Origin of the sequence: Methylobacterium sp. Leaf465, assembly GCF_001424705.1 — a bacterium.
GTDB lineage: Bacteria > Pseudomonadota > Alphaproteobacteria > Rhizobiales > Beijerinckiaceae > Methylobacterium.
In genome coordinates this window covers 1-20080 of sequence record NZ_LMRA01000002.1, presented here as the reverse complement: position 1 = coordinate 20080, position 20080 = coordinate 1, and the positions used below count along the sequence as shown (strand labels likewise).

At 67.6% G+C, this 20080-nt stretch carries 19 protein-coding genes and 1 pseudogene; 17 read left to right on the top strand and 3 right to left on the bottom strand.

Annotated features, from left to right (window positions below; translation table 11 throughout):
- Window positions 1–2 precede the first annotated feature (2 nt).
- The 3 genes from ASG51_RS02870 (at window position 3) to ASG51_RS02860 (ending at window position 2226) form a co-directional block, all read left to right on the top strand.
- Entirely contained in the window at window positions 3–1004 is a 1002-nt protein-coding gene (locus ASG51_RS02870) for an asparaginase (protein WP_056378994.1), read from the top strand.
- A 251-nt stretch (window positions 1005–1255) separates the two neighbouring features.
- Window positions 1256–1528, top strand: coding sequence for a hypothetical protein (locus ASG51_RS02865; RefSeq protein ID WP_056212321.1), 273 nt, complete (start codon window positions 1256–1258; stop codon window positions 1526–1528).
- Window positions 1529–1599: 71 nt separating this feature from the next.
- Entirely contained in the window at window positions 1600–2226 is a 627-nt protein-coding gene (locus ASG51_RS02860; protein ID WP_056378992.1) for a hypothetical protein, read from the top strand.
- Here the strand turns inward: ASG51_RS02860 and ASG51_RS02855 are convergent, their stop codons facing one another.
- Window positions 2227–3816 (bottom strand): amidase family protein, encoded by a 1590-nt coding sequence (locus ASG51_RS02855; protein ID WP_082513846.1) that lies wholly within the window; start codon window positions 3814–3816, stop codon window positions 2227–2229.
- A 141-nt stretch (window positions 3817–3957) separates the two neighbouring features.
- Here ASG51_RS02855 and ASG51_RS02850 point away from each other — a divergent pair, with 141 nt between their 5' ends.
- The 13 genes and pseudogenes from ASG51_RS02850 (at window position 3958) to ASG51_RS23825 (ending at window position 15883) form a co-directional block, all read left to right on the top strand.
- Window positions 3958–4896 carry a glyoxylate/hydroxypyruvate reductase A gene (locus ASG51_RS02850; protein ID WP_056378990.1) on the top strand — a complete coding sequence of 313 codons (939 nt, stop codon included), beginning with the start codon at window positions 3958–3960 and terminating at the stop codon, window positions 4894–4896.
- A 155-nt stretch (window positions 4897–5051) separates the two neighbouring features.
- Window positions 5052–5300 carry a hypothetical protein gene (locus tag ASG51_RS02845; RefSeq protein ID WP_056212328.1) on the top strand — a complete coding sequence of 83 codons (249 nt, stop codon included), beginning with the start codon at window positions 5052–5054 and terminating at the stop codon, window positions 5298–5300.
- 534 nt (window positions 5301–5834) lie between these two features.
- Entirely contained in the window at window positions 5835–6656 is an 822-nt protein-coding gene (locus ASG51_RS02840) for a fumarylacetoacetate hydrolase family protein (protein WP_056378988.1), read from the top strand.
- A 91-nt stretch (window positions 6657–6747) separates the two neighbouring features.
- Window positions 6748–7071: a hypothetical protein gene (locus ASG51_RS02835; protein WP_056378986.1), complete on the top strand. Its 324-nt coding sequence runs from the start codon at window positions 6748–6750 to the stop codon at window positions 7069–7071.
- Between the two features lie 110 nt (window positions 7072–7181).
- Window positions 7182–8900 (top strand): NAD(P)H-dependent oxidoreductase subunit E, encoded by a 1719-nt coding sequence (locus ASG51_RS02830; protein ID WP_056378984.1) that lies wholly within the window; start codon window positions 7182–7184, stop codon window positions 8898–8900.
- Window positions 8901–9182: 282 nt separating this feature from the next.
- A complete protein-coding gene (gene fdhF / locus ASG51_RS02825) occupies window positions 9183–11954 on the top strand; it encodes a formate dehydrogenase subunit alpha (RefSeq protein ID WP_156389553.1) in 2772 nt (923 codons plus the stop codon).
- A 165-nt stretch (window positions 11955–12119) separates the two neighbouring features.
- Window positions 12120–12332 carry a hypothetical protein gene (locus tag ASG51_RS02820; RefSeq protein ID WP_056378981.1) on the top strand — a complete coding sequence of 71 codons (213 nt, stop codon included), beginning with the start codon at window positions 12120–12122 and terminating at the stop codon, window positions 12330–12332.
- A gap of 203 nt (window positions 12333–12535) precedes the next feature.
- Window positions 12536–12823: a hypothetical protein gene (locus tag ASG51_RS02815; protein WP_056378979.1), complete on the top strand. Its 288-nt coding sequence runs from the start codon at window positions 12536–12538 to the stop codon at window positions 12821–12823.
- A 105-nt stretch (window positions 12824–12928) separates the two neighbouring features.
- Entirely contained in the window at window positions 12929–13111 is a 183-nt protein-coding gene (locus ASG51_RS02810; protein ID WP_055957170.1) for a DUF3606 domain-containing protein, read from the top strand.
- A 95-nt stretch (window positions 13112–13206) separates the two neighbouring features.
- Window positions 13207–13473: a hypothetical protein gene (locus ASG51_RS02805; protein ID WP_056212344.1), complete on the top strand. Its 267-nt coding sequence runs from the start codon at window positions 13207–13209 to the stop codon at window positions 13471–13473.
- Window positions 13474–14716: 1243 nt separating this feature from the next.
- Window positions 14717–14932, top strand: a complete 216-nt coding sequence (locus tag ASG51_RS02800; protein WP_156389549.1) for a hypothetical protein — start codon at window positions 14717–14719, stop codon at window positions 14930–14932.
- A 265-nt stretch (window positions 14933–15197) separates the two neighbouring features.
- A pseudogene (locus tag ASG51_RS23130) lies at window positions 15198–15430 on the top strand (transposase); the annotation flags it as partial.
- 228 nt (window positions 15431–15658) lie between these two features.
- Complete coding sequence (locus ASG51_RS23825; RefSeq protein ID WP_156389548.1) at window positions 15659–15883, top strand: hypothetical protein; 225 nt, start codon at window positions 15659–15661, stop codon at window positions 15881–15883.
- 1087 nt (window positions 15884–16970) lie between these two features.
- Here ASG51_RS23825 and ASG51_RS23820 read toward each other — a convergent pair.
- On the bottom strand, window positions 16971–17330 hold the full coding sequence (locus ASG51_RS23820; RefSeq protein WP_162245228.1) for a hypothetical protein: 360 nt from the start codon (window positions 17328–17330) through the stop codon (window positions 16971–16973).
- A gap of 510 nt (window positions 17331–17840) precedes the next feature.
- On the opposite strand from ASG51_RS23820, the gene ASG51_RS02795 reads away from it, so the two are divergent.
- A complete protein-coding gene (locus ASG51_RS02795; RefSeq protein ID WP_082513845.1) occupies window positions 17841–19811 on the top strand; it encodes a M10 family metallopeptidase C-terminal domain-containing protein in 1971 nt (656 codons plus the stop codon).
- Between the two features lie 38 nt (window positions 19812–19849).
- Here the strand turns inward: ASG51_RS02795 and ASG51_RS02790 are convergent.
- The coding region (locus ASG51_RS02790; protein WP_200941319.1) for a transposase at window positions 19850–20080 on the bottom strand (231 nt) is incomplete at its 5' end.

Sequence of the window (20080 nt, the reverse complement as noted above, 5' to 3'; positions counted from 1 at the left end):
CGATGGCGACGCGATCCAAGGTGGCCTTCATCGGCACGGGCGGGACGATCGCGTCCCTCGGCTGGGATTCCCTCGACGTCCTCGACTACACCGCCACCGGGCAACGCCTCGCGGCCGACGCGATCCTCGAGCGGGTGCCCGAGGCGCGCACCGTGGCCGAGGTGGTCGCGGTGCCGTTCCGCGCGGTGGCGAGCCCCGCCATCGGCTTTGCCGAGTGGCGTGCCCTCGCCGCCCTCTGCGCGGAACTCGCGGAGGCCCATCCCGACCTCGCCGGCATCGTGATCGGGCACGGCACCGCGACCCTGGAGGAGACCGCCTACGCGCTCGGCCTCACCCTGACGGTGGCCTGTCCGGTGGTCCTCGTCGGGGCCCAGCGCCCGATCAGCGCCCTGTCGAGCGACGCCGGCCTCAACCTCGTCGCGGCCCTGCGGGTCGCCGCCGACCCGGCCTCGCGCGGGCGCGGGGTGCTGGTGGTGCTCAACGACGAGATCCAGGCGGCCCGCGAGGTGACGAAAACCTCGGTCGGCCGGCTCCAGACCTTCCGCACGGCGGATTTCGGCGTCCTCGGCCACGTCGATGGACCGCATGTCCGCTACTACCGCCGCCCCGAGCGACGGCACGCCCCGGGCACGCCCTTCACCCTGGAGGGGCGGGCCGCCCTGCCCCGGGTCGACGTCGCCTACGCCTATGCCGACGCGGACGGCACCGCCGTGCGCGCCTTCGTGGCGGCAGGCGCGCAGGGACTCGTCTCGGCGGGCCTCGCCCCCGGCATGACGCCCCCGGGCGAGGCCGACGCCCTGGCCGAGGCCGTGGCCGCCGGGGTGGTGGTGGTCCAGTCCACCCGCGCCGGCAGCGGCGTGGTGCCGGTCACGACCCGCCTGCGCGAACGCGGGATCCTCAGCGCCGACAACCTGACGCCGCAGAAGGCGCGGATCCTGCTCGGGCTGGCGCTGACCCGCACCCGCGATCCGGTCGACATCGCCGCGATGTTCGCGACCTACTGAGCGGCAGGGCGCGCCGTTCGACGGGTGCAGATGGCGCGTGCGGCCGGCTTCAAACGCGTCGACGCCGATCGCCCGCAGAGGGCACGCGAAGACGCGAAAACGGAAAGCGCAGCGCCGCCCAAACCACCCGCGCCCGCGCCTATTCCAGCGAAGTCTGTGACCTTTCGGCGTTTCGGCCGTTGATGAGACATGCCGAACCGGTCGCGACGGCGTGACCGGCCATCCCGAACCATCGACGCGAGGTCCCTTTCATGAAGTCATTCGTCATCGCCACCGCCCTCCTCCTCACCCCCGTCGTCCTCGCGGGCACGGCGCAGGCCCAGGGCACCATCCGGGGCGCCGAGCGCGGCGTCGAGGACGGCAACCGCGCGGCCGGCCCGATCGGCGGCGTGGTGGGCGGCGCCGTCGGCGCGGCCACCGGCACGGTCGGCGGCGTCCTCGGTGTCGATCCGGATCGCCGTGAGGACCGGATCGAGCGTCGCGAGGAGCGTACCACCATCACGCGCGAGCGCCGCGACCGCTAAGCCGACCGCCTCGGCCCCGTCTCGGGGCCGAGGCCTTTCCGGGCCTGTCCGCCCAATCCCCGCCGGACCGCATGCGCCCCGATTCCGATCCGCACGCCCACCTCCTGGCCACCGCCCGGGGGTTGTCCCATGCCCTGCACGACGCCCTCGCGCGCCTCGGGCCGGTGGCGGTCGAACCGCCGACCCACGCCCATGTCGCGGACCGCCTCGCCCTCGAGGTCGTGAACCAGCAGATCTCGGTCCGCGCCGCAGCAGCCATCTGGGCCCGCGTCGAGGCCGCGGCGCAGCTGCGGAGCGTGGCCCCCCGCGACCTCTTCGTCGAAGCCCATGCCGAGACCCTGCGCGGCTGCGGCCTCTCGGGCGCCAAGGTGCGGGCGGTCCAGGCCATCCGCGCCGCGGACGAGGCGGGCCTGTTCGGCCCCGACCTCGCCACCCTGCCCCACCCGGACCGCGCGGCGATCCTGCGCAGCATCAAGGGCGTGGGCCAGTGGACCGCCGACATGATCGGCATCTTCCACTATCACGACCCGGACATATGGCCGGCCGGCGACGTCGCCGCCGTCGGCAGCCTCCGGCGCCTGACCGGCTGCACGGACACGCAGGCGTTCACGCGCCCCTTCGCACCCTATCGCTCCCACCTCGCCCGCGCGATGTGGCGGGTGCGCGACCTCGTGCCGGCCCCGACCCGCGCAGCCTGATCAGCGCGCCCCGAGGGGCGGCGTGCTCGCCGGCAGCCGACGCAAGGTCGTCGCCTGCTCGAAGGCGTAGGCGAGACCGAGGAGCTTCGCCTCGCTCCAGGGCTGGCCGAGCAGGTCCATGCCGACCGGCACGCCCTCGGGCGCCGTCGCGGTGGCGGCCGAGAACCCGGCGGGGACGTCGATGGCGGGGAAGCCCGTCAGCCCCGCGACGATCCCGTTGCGATCCGCCTGGTTGAGTTCGCCGATGGGCACCACGAGCCGCTTCTGCAGCGGGTAGACCAGGGCGTCGAGCTTCTGCGCCGCGAAAACCTCGGTGACATGCGCCTTCAGAGCCGCGATCCGTCCGAGACGGGCCCTGTACTCGGGCTCGGCCATGCCGTCCTGGCGCGCCTCGGCGGCCGTCAGGAACGACTCCAGGGCGGCGCGGTGGAACCGGCCCGAGGCCAGGATGCCGGCGAGATCCTTGTGCGGCGCATTCGGGATCGTGGCCAGATAGCCGTTCATCAGCGCCTTGTACTCGTAGGTCTGAACGTCGTCCTCGCGGTTGAGGGCGTCGGCCTCGAAGGCCGGATCGTCGATCCGCACCAGGGTGGCGCCCGCCGCCTCCAGGGCGTCGAGGGCCGTCTGCATGACGCGGTTGACCTCCGCGTGCTCCGGCTTGGTCCCGAACAGGGCCCGGACGACGCCGAGGCGGGCGCCCTTGAGGGCGTCGGGCTTCAGCGCATCGGCGTAGCTCCGCGCGACCTTGCCGATCGCCGCGGCCGTGAGGGGATCGGCCGGGTCGGGGCCGGCCATGGCCTGCAGCAGGGTCGCCGCATCCGCCACCGTGCGGGTGATCGGCCCGATGGCATCCTGCGTCTTCGAGACCGGCATGATGCCCGCGAGGCTGATCAGCCCCTGGGTGACGCGCAGGCCCACGAGGTTGTTGGCCGAGGCGGGCGAGCGGATGGAATTCACGGTGTCGCTGCCGAGCCCCCCGAGGGCGAAGCCGGCAGCCAGCCCAGCGCCGACGCCGCCGCTGGAGCCGCCGGGGGTGCGGGTCAGGTCGTAGGGATTGCGGACCTGTCCCCCCAGCGAACTCACCGAGACCCCGCCGAGGGCGAGTTCCTGCATGTTCGCCTTGGCCAGCACGATGGCGCCGGCGGCGCGCAGGCGGGCCACCGCCGTGGCGTCCTGCGCCGGCTGCGCGCCCGCCAGCGCCGCCGAACCACCGGTCGTCGGCAGTTCGACGGTGTCGTAATTGTCCTTGAGGAGCAGGGGCACGCAACCGAGGGGCTTGGCCGCGCCCGCCGTGCGATCCGCGTCGTAGCCCTCGGCCTGGGTCAGGGCCTGCGGGTTCAGCGCCCGGATCGCCGCGAGCTTCGGACCGGCCTGATCGTAGGCGGCGATGCGGTCGAGATAGCCCTGGACCAGGTCGCGGCAGGTGATCCGCCCGGAGGCGAGGGCCTCGCGCGCCCCCGCGATCGTCGCCGCCTCGACTCGGAAAGGCGCCGAAGCCGGGTCCTGCGCCGCGACGGGGGCGGCTTGGGCGAGGACGGCGCCCGCGAGGGCGAAGACGCAGGCAGGTCCGGGATAAGCGATCTTGGGCATTGGATTCCGATACGGATCGAAGAGGCCCGCGATCAGGCAGGTTTCGGGCCGGAATGGTCAAGGCGCTTCGTTGACGGCGGGCCGCTCGCGGGTGATCCCGTCGCCCGGCGATATGCGCCGGCCCCGAGGAGATCCGACTCCATGCCCTCCCCCCTCCTTCTCGTGACCAGCCTTCCCGCCGCGGACGAGGCGGCCTGGCGGGACGCCCTGGGCGCCGCCATGCCGGGGGAGCGGATCCAGACGGCCTCCGTGGGCGCCCCGGCGCACGCGGTGGAGGTCGCCATCGTGGCGAACCCACCACTAGGGTCCCTCGCGGGCCTGCCGAACCTGCGCTGGATCCAGAGCCTCTGGGCCGGCGTCGACCGCCTCGTCCTCGACGACACGCTGCCCGACGTGCCCGTGCGGCGCCTCGTCGACCCGACCCTGGCGCGCGCCATGGCGGAGGCGGTGGCGGCGGCGGTCCTGCACCTGCACCGCGACTTCCCGCTCTATGCCGCCCAGCAGCGCACGGGAACGTGGCACCAGCACCCCGTCCGCTTAGCCGGCGCGCGCCGCGTGACGCTCCTCGGCCTCGGCGAGATGGGCCGGGCCGCGGCCGACCTCCTGCGCGCCCTCGGCTTTCCCGTCCGGGGCTGGAGCCGGTCCGGCACCGCGCACGGGACGATCCCGGTCGCCACCGGCCCGGACGGCTTCGTGCAGAGCCTCGCGGCGGCCGACATCCTGGTCAACCTGCTGCCCCTGACCCCGAACACCCGCGGCATCCTGAACGCCGACGCCTTCGGCCACCTGCCGCCGGGCGCCGCCCTGGTGAATTTCGGGCGCGGCGCGCACGTGGTCGAGGACGATCTCCTCGCCGCCCTGTCGACGGGCGCCCTCGGCCACGCCATCCTCGACGTCTTCCCGGAGGAGCCCCTGCCCCCGGATCACCGCCTCTGGACCCATCCGGCGATCACGATCCTGCCCCACGTCGCGGCCCCGACGAACATGGCCTCGGCCGCCGCGCTCGTCGCCGAGGCAGTGGCGGAGTTCCGGCGCACCGGCCGTGCGCCGGCAGGGATCGACCGGAGGCGGGGCTACTGAGGGCCTGCGCCTCCGCGTCAGCCATGGGGCCCGGCCCGCGCCCCGCGGGGGGACGCGGACATGCTTCGTTACGCTGGCGGCAACGGCGCGACAAACGGGCCGGCTATCTCCCGGTTCGAAGCGGCCATCGCCGCTCCGACTTCGGAGACAGACCCATGAAGACCACGATGTTCGCCCTCCTCACCGCCGGCCTGCTCGCGGCGGCCCCGGCCCTCGCCGTCGACGGACACGGCAACGCGTCGAACCCCGAGCAGGTGAAGCCGAACCTCGGCACCGTCTCCGGCGGACCGAACCACAGCGACGATCCCCGGGTGCGGGAGACGCAGGACAAGGGTCCCGACGGCAAGCCGCTGCATTCCGACACGGACGGGCATGCCCACGGCCACGGCCACGGCAAGAAATAGTCCCGCCGCCCCGGCCCGACGCCGCCCCCGCTTCCCGCAGGCTCACCCGCCTGCGGGAAGCGGGCCCGAGGGGCGAAGACCCTGGCGCTGCCGGAGGCCGTGAGGACCACCCGCGGCGGCGGCGGCAGGGGAAAGCCCCGACGATGATGAGCGCGAGGGAGCCGCCGTTGCCGCCCAAGGGAGAAGCCGCGTTCGGTGCGCGGGGAAGTCGCCGGCCCGCGCGTCACCGCGGCGTCGCCGTCATGGGCGCCGGTGGCGGGGACATGGGCGCCGGTGGCGGGGACATGGGCGCCGCTGGCGAGGACATGGGCGCCGCTGGCGAGGAGGAGTCCCACCCGGGTGACGCGCAGGTGCGCCGGGGCGAAGATCGACAGGGCGGTGGTCGGCACGGAAGGGCGCGGACCGGCGCCGGGCTCGGGCAGGGGCCGGCGCACCCAGACCACCGGGCGCGCCGGCTCGAGGGGACGCACGGGGCGGCGCCGCGTTTACACCGGACGACCACGGCACGATCACACCCATCCGAACGGATCCCCCATGACCCCGAACAGACGCAACGCCCTCAGGGTCGCGGCCGCGGCCGCCGCCGGCACTGCCCTTCGGTCCACCGGGGCGACGGCCGGGGAAGCCGGGACGGCCCCGGGCGGCGCCGCGCCCCGGCCGCTGTTCGCCCTGCCCCCGGTCACGATCCCCATCGTCGGCAGCGCCGAGGTCTTTCCGGTGCGGCGGATCTACTGCATCGGGCGCAACTACGCCGCCCATGCCCGCGAGATGGGTTCGGACCCGACGCGCGAGCCGCCGTTCTTCTTCCAGAAGCCCACGGACGCGATCCAGGTCGTGCCCGTCGGCCACGTGGCCGACCACCCCTACCCGTCCCTGACCCGGAACTACCACCACGAGCTCGAACTGGTGGCCGCCCTCGCGTCGGGAGGCCGCAACATCCCGAAGGAGGCCGCCCTCGACCATGTCTACGCGTACGCGATCGGCCTCGACATGACGCGGCGCGACCTGCAGCGCGGCATGGGCGACCAGAAAAAGCCCTGGGAGATCGGCAAGAGCTTCGACCAGGCGGCGCCGATCGGGCCCCTGCATCCGGTCTCGGCCCTCGGCCACCCGGTGCGCGGCGCCATCCGCCTCAGCGTGAACGGCACGGTCCGCCAGGACGCCGACCTGTCGCAGATGATCTGGTCGGTGGCCGAGCAGATCGCCAACCTGTCCGAGGCCTTCGAGCTGAAGGCCGGCGATCTGATCTATTCGGGCACGCCGGAGAATGTCGGGTCGGTGGTGCCGGGCGACGTGCTCCTCGGGCAGATCGCCGGCCTGCCCGACCTGTCGATCCGCATCACCGACCGGGCCTGACCGCCCGTCATCGGCGCGATGACGAAACCGCGCGGCTGAATGGCCGCGCCGCGCGTTGATGCCCCGACACTCGCGACTTGGAGCCGCATCGATGACCGAATCCCACACCGTATCCACAGCCGATTGGGCCGGGATCGTCGCCCAGGGCTACGCCGACGCGGCGGCACCGCCGCTGACGCCGGAATTGCTGGAGACGGTTCGGGAAACCCTGCGCGGGGCCGGCCTCGACCGTCCCCAGGCGGAGTCCCTCGATGCCGCCACCGTGGCGCGGATCAACGAGGCCCTGGACGCCTTCGAACTCGAGATCAACGCCGTGGTCGGGCCGCGCGTCGCCGCGCTGCCGGCCGGTGCGCCGCCGTCCTTCGTCCAGCGCTCGGAGGCCGGGCGGCCGCTGCGCGCGTTCGGCGGCCAGTGACGCGCGACCAAATTCACTTCCGAATTTTTCTCATGTGCTGCTATGGGGAGGCCTATAAGAACACTGCGCAGAATCTGGTATTTTGAATACCAAAGGGGTAGGATGAACGCATGAGCGCGCATGACATCGGCGAGGTTCGCCGCTTCGAGCACCCTGGCAAGGGACGCAACCGAGCCAGGCCCGTCCCCAAGGGACGGCAGGTCGAACCCGTGGCCAAGGTCGAGATCGAGCGCCTGCTGGGCGATCGGTCGCGGCAGCGCGACCTGCTGATCGAGCACCTGCACCTCGTCCAGGACACCTACGGGCGGATCAGCGCCGCCCACCTAGCGGCCCTGGCCGACGAGATGAGCCTGGCCTTCGCCGAGGTGTTCGAGACGGCGACGTTCTACGCGCATTTCGACGTGCTCAAGGACGGCGACGCCGACCTGCCGGCCCTCACCGTGCGCGTCTGCGACAGCCTCACCTGCGCGATGTTCGGCGCCGAGCCCCTGCTGGAAGCCCTGCGCGAGACCCTCGGCAGCGGGGTGCGCGTGGTGCGCGCGCCCTGCGTCGGCCTGTGCGACCACGCCCCGGCGGTCGAGGTCGGCCACAACTTCCTGCACAAGGCGGACGTCGCCAGCGTCACGGCGGCCGTCGAGGCCGGTGACACCCACGCCCACCTGCCCGCCTATCCCGATTACGACGCCTACCGTGCGGGGGGCGGCTACGCCGTCCTCGACCGGCTGCGCTCCGGCGAGCTTGGCATCGACGCCATCCTGCAGATCCTCGACGATGGCGGCCTGCGCGGCCTCGGCGGCGCCGGCTTCCCCACGGGGCGCAAGTGGCGCTCGGTGCGCGGCGAGCCCGGTCCCCGCCTCATGGCGGTGAACGGCGACGAGGGCGAGCCTGGCACCTTCAAGGACCAGCTCTACCTCAACGCCGATCCGCACCGCTTCCTCGAGGGCATGCTGATCGGCGCCCACGTGGTGGAAGCAGCCGACGTCTACATCTACCTGCGCGACGAGTACCCGATTTCCCGCGAGATCCTGGCCCGCGAGATCGCCCGGCTCCCCGCCGGCGGCCCGCGCATCCACCTACGCCGGGGTGCGGGGGCCTATATCTGCGGCGAGGAATCCTCGCTGATCGAGTCCCTGGAGGGCAAGCGCGGGCTACCGCGGCACAAGCCGCCCTTCCCGTTCCAGGTTGGCCTGTTCAACCGCCCGACCCTGATCAACAACGTCGAGACGCTCTACTGGGTCAGGGACCTGATCGAGAAGGGCGCCGATTGGTGGAAGAGCCACGGCCGCAACGGCCGGGTCGGCCTGCGCTCCTACTCGGTGTCGGGGCGCGTGAAGGAGCCGGGCGTCAAGCTCGCCCCCGCCGGCCTGACCATCCGGGAGCTGATCGAAGAATATTGCGGCGGAATCAGCGAGGGGCACCGCTTCGCGGCCTACCTGCCGGGCGGCGCCTCGGGCGGCATCCTGCCGGCCAGCATGGACGACATCCCCCTCGATTTCGGCACCCTCGAGAAATACGGCTGCTTCATCGGCTCGGCCGCCGTCATCGTCCTGTCGGACCAGGACGATGTGCGCGGCGCGGCCCTGAACCTGATGCGGTTCTTCGAGGACGAGTCCTGCGGGCAGTGCACGCCCTGCCGCTCCGGCACGCAGAAGGCGCGCGTGATGATGGAGAATGACGTGTGGGACACCGATCTCCTCGGCGAGCTTTCGCAGTGCATGCGCGACGCCTCGATCTGCGGCCTGGGCCAGGCGGCGTCGAACCCGCTCACCACCGTGATCAAGTACTTCCCGGACCTGTTCCCGTCGCCGCAGCGGATCGCGGCTGAATAGCGATCCATCCCCGATCCGACGGCGCGGCTGCCCCCTCGCGGCAGCGGCCCGACCCCGATTTTCCTGCGCCATGACTGGAGCGGAACCATGAGCAGCGGCACACAGAACAGTGGTCTCAGCGGAGCCCACGCCACCACCCCCACCGGCCCCCAGGATGCGGGCGGCAAGGCGGACGGCGCCAACCCGGGCGCCGGGAGCACCTATTCCGAGGGCACCCAGTCGGGCGGCCAGGCGGGCCCGGCCCCGAGCGGCACCTTCGGCCTCAAGGAGATGCCGGCCGGAATCCCGGGCGTGATCTTCGAGTTCGACGGGCAGCAGGTCGAGGCCGCCCCGGGCGAGACGATCTGGGCCGTCGCCCAGCGTCTGGGCACGCACATCCCCCACCTCTGCCACAAGCCCGCCCCGGGCTACCGGCCGGACGGCAATTGCCGCGCCTGCATGGTCGAGATCGAGGGCGAGCGCGTGCTCGCCGCCTCGTGCAAGCGGGTGCCGGGCGTCGGCATGAAGGTGAAGTCCGCCTCGGAGCGGGCGACCAAGGCCCGGGCCATGGTGATGGAGCTCCTCGTGGCCGACCAGCCGGCCCGGGAGATCTCGCACGACCCGACCTCGCATTTCTGGGCGCAGGCCGACCATGTCGCGGTCACCGAGAGCCGCTTCCCGGCCGCCCAGCGCTGGGAGGGCGACTGGAGCCACCCGGCCATGCGGGTCAACCTCGACGCCTGCATCCAGTGCAACCTCTGCGTCCGCGCCTGTCGCGAGGTGCAGGTCAACGACGTCATCGGAATGGCCTACCGCTCGGCGGACGCCAAGGTGGTGTTCGACTTCGACGACCCGATGGGCCAGTCGACCTGCGTCGGCTGCGGCGAGTGCGTCCAGGCCTGCCCGACCGGCGCGCTGATGCCGTCGGCCTACCTCGACGACAGCCAGACCCGCACCGTCTATCCCGACCGCGAGGTGGACTCGCTCTGCCCCTATTGCGGCGTCGGCTGCCAGGTCTCCTACAAGGTCAAGGACGACAAGATCGTCTACGCCGAGGGGCGTGACGGACCGGCCAACCAGAACCGCCTCTGCGTGAAGGGCCGCTTCGGGTTCGACTACGTCCACCACCCCCACCGGCTGACCAAGCCCCTGATCCGCCTCGACAACGTGGCCAAGGATGCCAACGACCAGGTCGATCCGGCCAATCCCTGGACCCATTTCCGCGAGGCGACCTGGGACGAGGCGCTGGAGCGCGCCGCCGGCGGACTCAAAAAGATCCGCGACACCGTCGGCCGCAAGGCGCTGGCGGGCTTCGGCTCCGCCAAGGGCTCGAACGAGGAGGCCTACCTCTTCCAGAAGCTGGTGCGCCTCGGCTTCGGCTCGAACAACGTCGACCACTGCACCCGGCTCTGCCACGCCTCCTCGGTGGCGGCCCTGATGGAAGGCCTGAATTCCGGTGCCGTCTCGGCCCCGTTCTCGGCAGCCCTCGACGCCGAGGTCATCGTCATCATCGGCGCCAACCCGACGGTGAACCACCCGGTGGCCGCGACCTTCATCAAGAACGCGGTCAAGGAGCGCGGCGCCAAGCTGATCATCATGGATCCGCGCCGGCAGGTCCTGTCCCGGCACGCCTACAAGCACCTCGCCTTCAAACCGGGCTCCGACGTGGCGATGCTGAACGCCATGCTCAACGTCATCGTGACGGAGAAGCTCTACGACGAGCAGTACATCGCCGGGTACACCGAGAACTTCGAGGCGCTCAAGGAGCGCATCGTCGAGTTCACGCCGGAGAAGATGTCTCCGGTCTGCGACATCGACGCGGAGACCCTGCGCGAGGTGGCCCGCCTCTACGCCCGCTCCCGGGCCTCGATCATCTTCTGGGGCATGGGCGTCAGCCAGCACGTCCACGGCACCGACAACTCGCGCTGCCTGATCGCGCTCGCCCTCACCACGGGCCAGATCGGCCGCCCCGGCACCGGCCTGCACCCCCTGCGCGGCCAGAACAACGTCCAGGGCGCCTCCGATGCCGGCCTGATCCCGATGGTCTATCCGGACTACCAGTCGGTGGAGAACGAGACCGTCCGCGACCTGTTCGAGACGTTCTGGGGCCAGTCCCTCGATCCGAAGAACGGCCTGACCGTGGTCGAGATCATGCGCGCCATCCACACGGGCGAGATTAAGGGCATGTTCGTCGAGGGCGAGAACCCCGCGATGTCGGACCCCGACCTCAACCACGCCCGGCACGCGCTCGCCATGCTCGACCACCTGGTGGTGCAGGACCTGTTCCTGACCGAGACCGCCTTCCACGCCGACGTGGTGCTGCCGGCCTCCGCCTTCGCCGAGAAGGCGGGCAGCTTCACCAACACCGACCGGCGCGTGCAGATCGCCAAGCCCGTCGTCCCGCCGCCGGGCGACGCCCGCCAGGATTGGTGGATCCTGCAGGAGCTCGCCCGACGTCTCGGCCTCGACTGGACCTATACCGGCCCGGCCGACATCTTCACCGAGATGGCCCAGGTGATGCCTTCCCTGAAGAACATCACCTGGGAGCGGCTGGAGCGCGAGGGCGCCGTGACCTACCCGGTCGACGGTCCCGATCAGCCCGGCAACGAGATCATCTTCTACGCCGGCTTCCCGACGGCGAGCGGGCGGGCCAAGATCGTGCCGGCCCACATCGTGCCGCCGGACGAGGTGCCCGACACCGAGTACCCGATGGTGCTCTCCACGGGCCGCGTGCTGGAGCACTGGCACACCGGCTCGATGACCCGGCGCTCGGGCGTCCTCGACGCCCTGGAGCCGGAGGCGGTGGCCTTCATGGCGCCGAAGGAGCTCTACCGCCTCGGCCTGGAGCCCGGCGACACCATGCGCCTGGAGACCCGCCGCGGCGCGGTGGAGCTCAAGGTCCGGTCCGACCGCGACGTGCCGGTGGGCATGATCTTCATGCCGTTCTGCTACGCCGAGGCCGCCGCCAACCTCCTGACCAACCCGGCCCTCGATCCCATGGGCAAGATCCCGGAGTTCAAGTTCTGCGCCGCCCGGGTCGAGGCGGTCCAGCCCCGGCAGATCGCCGCCGAGTAGGGCGGGCGCCCCTCACCACGCGACGGCCGGGGGCCGGTGGCGACGCGCATCGGCGTCGCCTCCGGCCCCTTTTTCGAGGGCGGGGCGGCCTTCGCCTGGGGAAGGCCCTGAACCGATGCCAAGGTTGGCCGTTGGTCCTCGCCGACCGCGATCCGAGGAGCCTCGATGTCCGACAGCCCTGATTCCCACGCCGGAGAGTCGGTGGCCGTCACCTTCCGGGGGCGCGGCTTCGCCCGCCTGCGCGGCCAGACGCTGTCCGTGCTGGTCTGCCCCCGCTGCTCGCAGCGCAACGCACCGAAGGTCGCCGACAAGGGCTACTGCCACTGGTGCGCCTACGAGCCCTCCCGCGAGGACATCGAGCCGGCCCAGGCGGCCTGAGCCGGCGCCTGCGCCTTAAACCCTGCAGCGCGGACAGGAACAGCCGCGGCTCTCGGATGCGCGGGGCGTCAGACGGGATGCCGGCCCGTCCGCAGCGATGGGGCCCCGGCGGCCTGGTGTCGTCCCCGCCGCGTCCAGAACCATCGGCGTCAGCGTGGCGTTACCCGAGGCGTGTTTCACGCCAATCATTCGGGAGAAACGCCATGAAGGCCCTCGCACTCGCCCTCGCCGGCACCTTCGCCAGCACCCTCGCCCTCGGTTCGGTCGCCCTCGCGGCCGAGGGCGGCTCCGGCACCACCCGGTCCGGGACCATGAACTCCACCGGCCCGAACGATGCCGGCGCCGGCTCCTCCCCGGGCGCGGCCGGCAGCGGCCCCTCCACCGGGGACAAGAGCCGGTCCGGCACCTCCAACAGCACCGGCGCCAACGATGCCGGATCCGGCGCCTCGCCGGGTGCCGCGGGCAAGGGCACCGGCGCGCCCACCCGCTGATCCGCGACGCGGCGCGCGATGGCGCGCGCCGCAGGCTCGCCCCGGCCGGCCCGGCACCCCATATCGGTCCCGCGCCGCCCGGCGGCCGCGCGGACGGGAACGGACATGGCTGGCCTCAAGGACAAACGCGGCTTCATCGACAAGGATCGCCTCGACCTCTCGGAGCGCAAGGCGGTGGAGTTCTGGATGAAGCGCTGGGGCGTCACCCAGGACCAACTCGCCGCCGCCCACCGCAAGGTCGGCCGGATGACGAAGGACATCGCGGCCGAACTGGGCAAGAAGCGCTAGCGACCAGCCCGCCCCTGCCCCGCCCGCCCGCGCGCCCCTATCTTCCCGCGCAGGTCATGCGCGCGGGTCACCGCGCCGAACGGGAGCCGGCTTCGATGCCACGCTACTACTTCCATACGCATATCGGGGACGACGTGGTGGTGGACCCAGACGGCCGGGACCTGTCGAGCCCGGACGCCGCCTGGGCCGCGGCCCAGATCCTGGCCCGGCAGCTCCTCCAGGGCGCCGACAGCGACCCGCAGCTCCTGCGAGCGGTGCTGTTCGTGGAGGACCAGACCGGAGAGATCGTGCTGGAGTTTCCCCTGACCGAAGCCCTCGGGATCGAACCCCTGTCCGATCCGCCGGACGGTACGCGGCACTGAGGCCGGCGGAGCGCTCCGGCGCGCGATCGATTTGGAGCAGGGGCCGAGACGGGCCAGGACAGGTCTCGTCAGGAACAGCGTCTCGCCGGGCACCCCGTTCCAGGCCTCTGCGAGTCCTGGCGGAGTCCCGCCAGCGTCTTGGTCACGGTCACGTGAGTCCCGCGCGGTGCGATCGGCTGCCGATCCACCATCAAAAGCGTGCGAGGGTGGTCTTAAAAGCACAGCCTTCACGTTCGCACATTCGATTCCACAACGCGCATTGCGCATTTCCCATGGTCGTAGCAGCATGCTCCGCAGCCGTGCCGTCCGTGCGCGGAGAGGAAGCGCAAGACGCCATGTTCGCCTACGTCACGATCCATCTTGCGTGCTTCGCGCTCGTGCTGGAGATGGCCGGCCGCGCACCGCTCTGGCCCGACGAAGTGCCGGTTAGCCTGCTCCGCTGAGCGCCAGCAGCCCGCGCAGCTAGGCGCCGATCAGCCAAAGCGCTCCCCAGCCCAACAGCCCGACCCATCCCAGTTCCAAGACGGCAAGTGACCCCAGAACGATGGGGGTCAGGTAATCGCGTGGGGGCTTGCCTTCTGCGGACGTGGTGTCTGCCGTCGCGGCCAGGGCTTGTTCCGCCATGAGCATGTCCGATGTGAGAGGTGGATGTGTCCGTAACGCGGTCCCGTCGGAACCGTTTCAAAGTTTATCCAAAATTGGGTTCAAGTTCCGCGCCGGGCAACCATTGCGGCAAAACTGCGACACGAACCGTTTTCGTACGCGGGTGCTGTCCCTCGACGATCTCCACCGATCCATCGGGCGGTTTATCCCGGTTGATTGCGGCGGCGCTCTTGCGGTTGTGATCGCGACCGACCCGCGCCTCGTCGCCAGCGCGCCCTCCGAGCAGGTGGTCGCGGGGCGTCGGCTCCCCATGCGACACCGCAGGACGTGTCCTGCCGGGGGTCAGCGAAGGTCGTGGCGGCCCACGCGTCGAAACCGGCGATCCCCCAACAGGCGGCCCGGCCCCGGCGATGCCATAAGGCCCCCCGCATCCGGCCGGACCGGAGGGCGCACCACCGGGGCGCGGCACCTGAACTCGCCCGCGCCCGCTTGCCCCATGAGCCCAGGGCGCTACCCTGTCGCGCATCAGGTGCGATCGAAGGCACCGCGTGGGCGTCCGTTCCCGGACGGCGCGCGACGGGGCACAGGCAGAAAGGGACCTGGGATGAGAGATGAGGTTCGGTACCCGCAGGTCATTCCCATGGTGCAGGCCGTGCTCGATACCCTCCGGGCGGGCATCGCGGCGGAGGAAGCGGCCGCGTCGGAGCTCGCCGCACTGGCCGACACGATGCGCGACGCGCAACCGGAGACGGCGGCCGCGATCCTCACGACGAGCCGCAACCATGCCATCAAAGCGCTGGCGCTGCGCGGCAGGCGGGCGGCGCTCCTGGCAGGGTACGGTCTGGAGTCGATGTGATCTCCGCGCGCCGCACCGGCGCGGCGGCCGCGATCTCCGGCAGGCCCCGGGCGTAGAGCCTCGCCACGGCGGACCAGAAGCGCCCGGCATCCTCACCCTGGAGGAGGCGCAGGCGCCGATCGATGGCCTCGCGCGCCGCCTTCGCCATCGCGTCCAGGTCTTCGGCGGCTTCGAGCAGCAATGACATCGCGGCATCCTCATGCTGTGACGCACCATGGGGAACGTCCGCGCCGCACGAACCGATCCCTCGCCGGGAAGACGGGCGGCCAACGGCGTCGCCGGGCACCCGCGGGCCGCCTCGATCGTCACCGTCCGGATCGTGCGCAAGCCTCTGGATCAGGTCGGCTTCGCCGTGCATCCGCGCCGGTGGTGGTCGAGCGCTTCTTCGGGTGGATCAGCCGCATCCGCCGCCTGTGGAAAATCCCCAAAGCGACCCTCTCTTCCGCTCAAGCCTTCCTCCTCGCTGTTGCCCTCATGATCCTCGTTCGACGGCTGGGGGGGGGGGGGGGGACGGTAGAGTCCCTTCCATGCCATATGTCCAAGCTTGCGACACGCCCCGAAGGTGACCGTCGCGAACAAAGAGGCCACCGACCATCTGAAACGCGTCGCCGTTCGCACCGCAATCCTGCTCGTCCGGCCAGCAAGTCGGTGAGAAGTTACGCAGATTAGCTTGTTGCTTTGACCGGAAATCCGGTGGAATCATTAGTTCAAATCAGGAGGCGACCGATGTCTTGGACCATTGAGTGGAGCGAAGCCTCGGAGGCTGGCAGCTCTGAAGCCGAGTCGAGCGTCCAGATTCATCTTGCCTTAAAAGGCGAAGAAGAAGCCCTCTCCATTGCAGGAGATCTTCTCGAAAGAGGGTGCGTTGTGTGGTCGATCAAAAGAGATCACGGCATTCTCGAGATGGATAGGCATCGCGTTTTTCATCACTTCTATCCTCTTACTTCCTAACAATGCGCGGTCGGCAGCTCACTGACCTGCGTGGTGTAGGGCGAACCACACATTTTAAAGTGGCTCGACAACGCAAGTTGCCATCATGCTTGCAGGGGCGAGGAGCTATTTTCTTCCATGATCACACGGCACTTGATCCTGTCTCGAACCTCCCTCGCAGCGGCACTCACTGCTACAGCCCCCCGAGCCTGGCCGGCTATGCGACTGCCGTTGAGCCGAACCGACGCGGCTTAACCCGTTACTCCTTCACGCCAGCCAACTGGCCGGTCGGGCAAAAGCTCCGCATTGCGGTCCTGACCGACTTCCACGCCCATCCGCGCAACATGAATGAAGCGGATCTACTCGCTGTCGTTGCACGCACCAACGCGCCCAAGCCGGATGTCACTGTTCTACTGGGTGATTACGGATCGTGGCGCCCTAAGGCGCCCCAAGTCTGCGCCCTCTGTCTCGATGCCATTGCAGCCCGTGCCAGGGTGTCCCGCACAACAGTCCAGAATGCAATCCGGCAAGCTCGGTACCTCGGCATGGTCAAGGTCTAAGAACGCAGCCGGTCGGGCGCCAAGAGCCTGCCAAATGTGGTTCGCATCATCGACCGCGAGTGGCAGGCCTGGATCAGGTAACATGGGTTCAAAAAATCGAACATCATGGCCAAAGTGGTTTTCGAGAGAGAAGAGGCGGATCGGAGGAACTGATCCAAAAAGCATCGCAACGTGAGGAGCACGACCCGTGAAGACGGAATGGACCGACGCGGTCATGGGGATCAACGGTTTCGTCATCGAGGCGGAAACACGCTCAAATGCGCAGGTTTCTAGGGTCCTGGGACGGTTCTGCAGGGGCAGGACACGGTCCAGGTTCAAGGGCTGATCACGCCCCACGGAGATACCCTTGTGGCACTGCACACCCTTCAAACGCAGCTGCTGACGAAGCCAACGAAAGCCGGCGCATCAGATTAACAGCGATTGCATGACATATTATAGACCGATTCTATAAAGAAGGCACAAACTGAGCGGATGAGCCTAATAATTTATAAGCAAAGTAATCCCAGATTTAGACAAATTTATTGAAATATTGCGAGTGAAATACCAATTCAATAAGGCGTATTCTTAAATATCGATAGAGGATGTATTTTTTTCAGCACATATGAGCCCGTTGATCCCGCAATCGTAACTGTCATCTGCTCGCCATCAAGCAAGCCAACGTACCGGCGCTTACCGATATCAAAGACGATCATATTTCCATTTACATCAAGTACATTCAGAGCACTCCATTCGAATGGCTTATCTGGGCTGTCGTTTGCTTGAACTGCGTCTTGATCTACACGAATTTCAACACCGTCGCCTACCCAACGACCTTCAAGGAATTGGCGCATACTTGAATGAGCGACAGCTGGAGGTAAGCCAAGCATGCTGCCCAGCGCTGCTATGTTCAACAATCGGGTCGCCCTCAACGCATAGCTCCTACTCACAGGTCGTGAACGTTCAGAAGACCCTTAAGGCGATACAATAAGCCTCGCGAGGTTGATGAGCAAATATGAGCTCAGCCCCGTGACAAAGAGGATCGCGTACTTACCACCGTCAAAACAGGTACTGATGGAACCCACATTGATTGAAACCATAGCACGGCACGGCTGCTTCCGCAGAGAGAACCACCGGATACCCGACATCATTGAGCTATGCGTGGGATGCGCGTGTAGCCCTTGCAAGAGATGCTGGTGAAGGGGGCTTGAATGACCGCTCAGGATGGATAGCAGACCCTGACCTTTCTCCATGAAACAAGCGATCTGCCCGCGACCCACATCAGCGGGCCTGATTATGATCGGCGCAATTATTTCCTCGACGATAAAAGCAGCAACCAACAAAAAACTTAACCAATTCCTTTAACGTCACTTTAAAACTTAACTTCAATGATAAATACTCAAACATTGAGCGATCCGGCGATAGATTAATCAGGTAAATTTATGCTTAGCGCGAATGACGTCGCTGCAATTGCAAAAATATCTGATATAACGGGTGTGGGCGCTTTTCATACAAAGATTGGCGCCCTCACTGGCGTCGTACAAACGAAGAGTTTTAAATATTTGGTGTCGATTGATGGCGCATACTACAACAAAGACCTAAATGTTCTGTCCATCACAAAGCCTGGCCTCATTCTAGATGGCTATGACTTCCGTGGTGTTTCCATAAACATCCAAGCCGACAACATTACCATCAAGAATTCGTATTTTGACGCGTCAGCCGGTATTTACGCGATCAATGCATTTCCCGGGACAAAGAACCTTACGGTCGATCAATCGACATTCGACGGCCTGAAGATCAGCAAGGTCGGTTATGTCGATTTTATTACCTCGCGTGGCGAAAATACAATTCTCACCCATAACACGTTCCTTGATGCGCCTTCTGATGCAGTTTCCATTCAGAGCGGAACAATCAGCGCGAACTACTTTGCCGGGGGGGCATATACGACTGGCGCACACGCGGACGCGATCTGGATCGGCAAGACCATCAGCCCAGTCGTGATCTCCGAGAACGTCATTGATTGGCGTTCCCGTGAGGATGCGCCAGCCGAAACAAACAATGCCGTTCGTATCACCGGTGAGATGGGCAACGTTTCGGACGTTCTGGTCAAGAACAATATCATTCTAGGGGGCAGCTACAGCATCCTCGTATCTGACGGCGCGACCCAGACCCACACCGCCGCCCAGGTCGGTTCGGTGAGCAGCGTGAGGATCACCGGTAACGTCGTCGATTACGGCAAATACGGCGAGCTCGAGCAGAGTTCTCGCCCCAAGGATATGGTCTATGCCAACAACCTTCACGCCACCGGAGGACCTGCGACACCGGGCCTCGAAGCAGCCGGATCTCTGCCCGACCCATTGACTCTTAATATGATTTCCGCAAGCGCGCCGGGGGCCGCGATCAAAGGAACTGCGAAGAACGACTACATCATCGGCGGCAGCGACTCCAACTATATCGAAGGCGGGGACGGCGACGATGTCATCGCGGGCGGCGGCGGGCGAGATTTCATCACTGGCGGTATCGGGAACGATATCTTCGTGTACAAATTCCTGTCGGACGATGGCATCGACCGCATCGGAGATTTCGTTCAGGGTCAGGACCGGATCGATCTGGCCTCCATCGCCGGTGCGCCCAAGGCGTTCGCCGACTGGCAATGGCTTGATTCCGAGAGCTTCACCGGCCATGCTTGGCAGTTCCGCTCTACCTACGCCAGCACGACGACAGTGATCGAAGTCGATGCAGATGGCAACCTGAAGGCCGATCTGAAAATCGAACTCACCGGCAAGATCGCCGTTGGCACCAGCGATTTCATTTTGGTCCACAACGCCGATTTGGTCACGGCGCCGGTCCAGGCTCCCATATCAGTCCAACCGACGGCGTCGCCGCAAGCTTCGACAGTCGCTCAAAGCTACCCGGCGGCTTTAGCCTTGGCTGCCCCCGAGCATCTGAGTCCAATCTTTCGCTTCTTCGACACACAGACTGGCAATCATTTCTACACGGCAAGCGCAGTCGAGAAAGCGCAAATCCAGTCAAGCATGCCAACGTTCAATTACGAGGGTGCAGCGTGGTCAACACCCGATAAGGGTCCGGATACCCACAACGTTTTCCGTTTCTTCGATACGAAGGGGGGAACGCACTTCCTGACGGACAGTGTCGCGGAGCGCGACGTCATCCTAGCGACGATTCCCAATTATACCTACGAAGGCGTAGCGTTCGCAGCATACAACGATGTGGCTGGGCCAGGACACCTGACACTTGATCGCTTCTATAATACCCAGACGGGTCAGCATCACTTCTCGGCATCTTCCGAAGAGACCGCCAGCATCAATCAGGGAGCGGCTGGCCCTGGATGGATCTCCGAAGGCAAGGCCTTCACTGTTCATATGCCGACAGATGTTGGGCTTTACGCCTAAAAAGGAAGACCTTTGGGACTCATACCAATCCTCACTGATCAGAACGCATGGGCCCATCGGCGCAGTCCGATGGACATGAGGCGCCAGGGTTGGGCGATGATCTTGTTCCAGGCGTCGCAGCAGTGATCGAGGATGTCGTCGTAGGATTGGAAGATCCGGTTTCCGAGCCAGTTGTCCCGCATGAACTGCCAGAGGTTCTCGACCGGGTTGAGTTCGGGTGAGCGCGCCGGCAGGGACAAGAGGGTGATGTTGTCGGGAACCGGCAGCTT

Excerpts from the sequence above, each read along its gene's own strand:
- ASG51_RS02870 (WP_056378994.1), top strand. The coding sequence starts at position 3 with ATGGCGACGCGATCCAAGGTGGCCTTCATCGGCACGGGCGGGACGATC.
- ASG51_RS02865 (WP_056212321.1), top strand. The coding sequence starts at position 1,256 with ATGAAGTCATTCGTCATCGCCACCGCCCTCCTCCTCACCCCCGTCGTC.
- ASG51_RS02860 (WP_056378992.1), top strand. The coding sequence starts at position 1,600 with ATGCGCCCCGATTCCGATCCGCACGCCCACCTCCTGGCCACCGCCCGG.
- ASG51_RS02855 (WP_082513846.1), bottom strand. The coding sequence starts at position 3,816 with ATGCCCAAGATCGCTTATCCCGGACCTGCCTGCGTCTTCGCCCTCGCG.
- ASG51_RS02850 (WP_056378990.1), top strand. The coding sequence starts at position 3,958 with ATGCCCTCCCCCCTCCTTCTCGTGACCAGCCTTCCCGCCGCGGACGAG.
- ASG51_RS02845 (WP_056212328.1), top strand. The coding sequence starts at position 5,052 with ATGAAGACCACGATGTTCGCCCTCCTCACCGCCGGCCTGCTCGCGGCG.
- ASG51_RS02840 (WP_056378988.1), top strand. The coding sequence starts at position 5,835 with ATGACCCCGAACAGACGCAACGCCCTCAGGGTCGCGGCCGCGGCCGCC.
- ASG51_RS02835 (WP_056378986.1), top strand. The coding sequence starts at position 6,748 with ATGACCGAATCCCACACCGTATCCACAGCCGATTGGGCCGGGATCGTC.
- ASG51_RS02830 (WP_056378984.1), top strand. The coding sequence starts at position 7,182 with ATGAGCGCGCATGACATCGGCGAGGTTCGCCGCTTCGAGCACCCTGGC.
- ASG51_RS02820 (WP_056378981.1), top strand. The coding sequence starts at position 12,120 with ATGTCCGACAGCCCTGATTCCCACGCCGGAGAGTCGGTGGCCGTCACC.
- ASG51_RS02815 (WP_056378979.1), top strand. The coding sequence starts at position 12,536 with ATGAAGGCCCTCGCACTCGCCCTCGCCGGCACCTTCGCCAGCACCCTC.
- ASG51_RS02810 (WP_055957170.1), top strand. The coding sequence starts at position 12,929 with ATGGCTGGCCTCAAGGACAAACGCGGCTTCATCGACAAGGATCGCCTC.
- ASG51_RS02805 (WP_056212344.1), top strand. The coding sequence starts at position 13,207 with ATGCCACGCTACTACTTCCATACGCATATCGGGGACGACGTGGTGGTG.
- ASG51_RS02800 (WP_156389549.1), top strand. The coding sequence starts at position 14,717 with ATGGTGCAGGCCGTGCTCGATACCCTCCGGGCGGGCATCGCGGCGGAG.
- ASG51_RS23825 (WP_156389548.1), top strand. The coding sequence starts at position 15,659 with ATGTCTTGGACCATTGAGTGGAGCGAAGCCTCGGAGGCTGGCAGCTCT.
- ASG51_RS02795 (WP_082513845.1), top strand. The coding sequence starts at position 17,841 with ATGCTTAGCGCGAATGACGTCGCTGCAATTGCAAAAATATCTGATATA.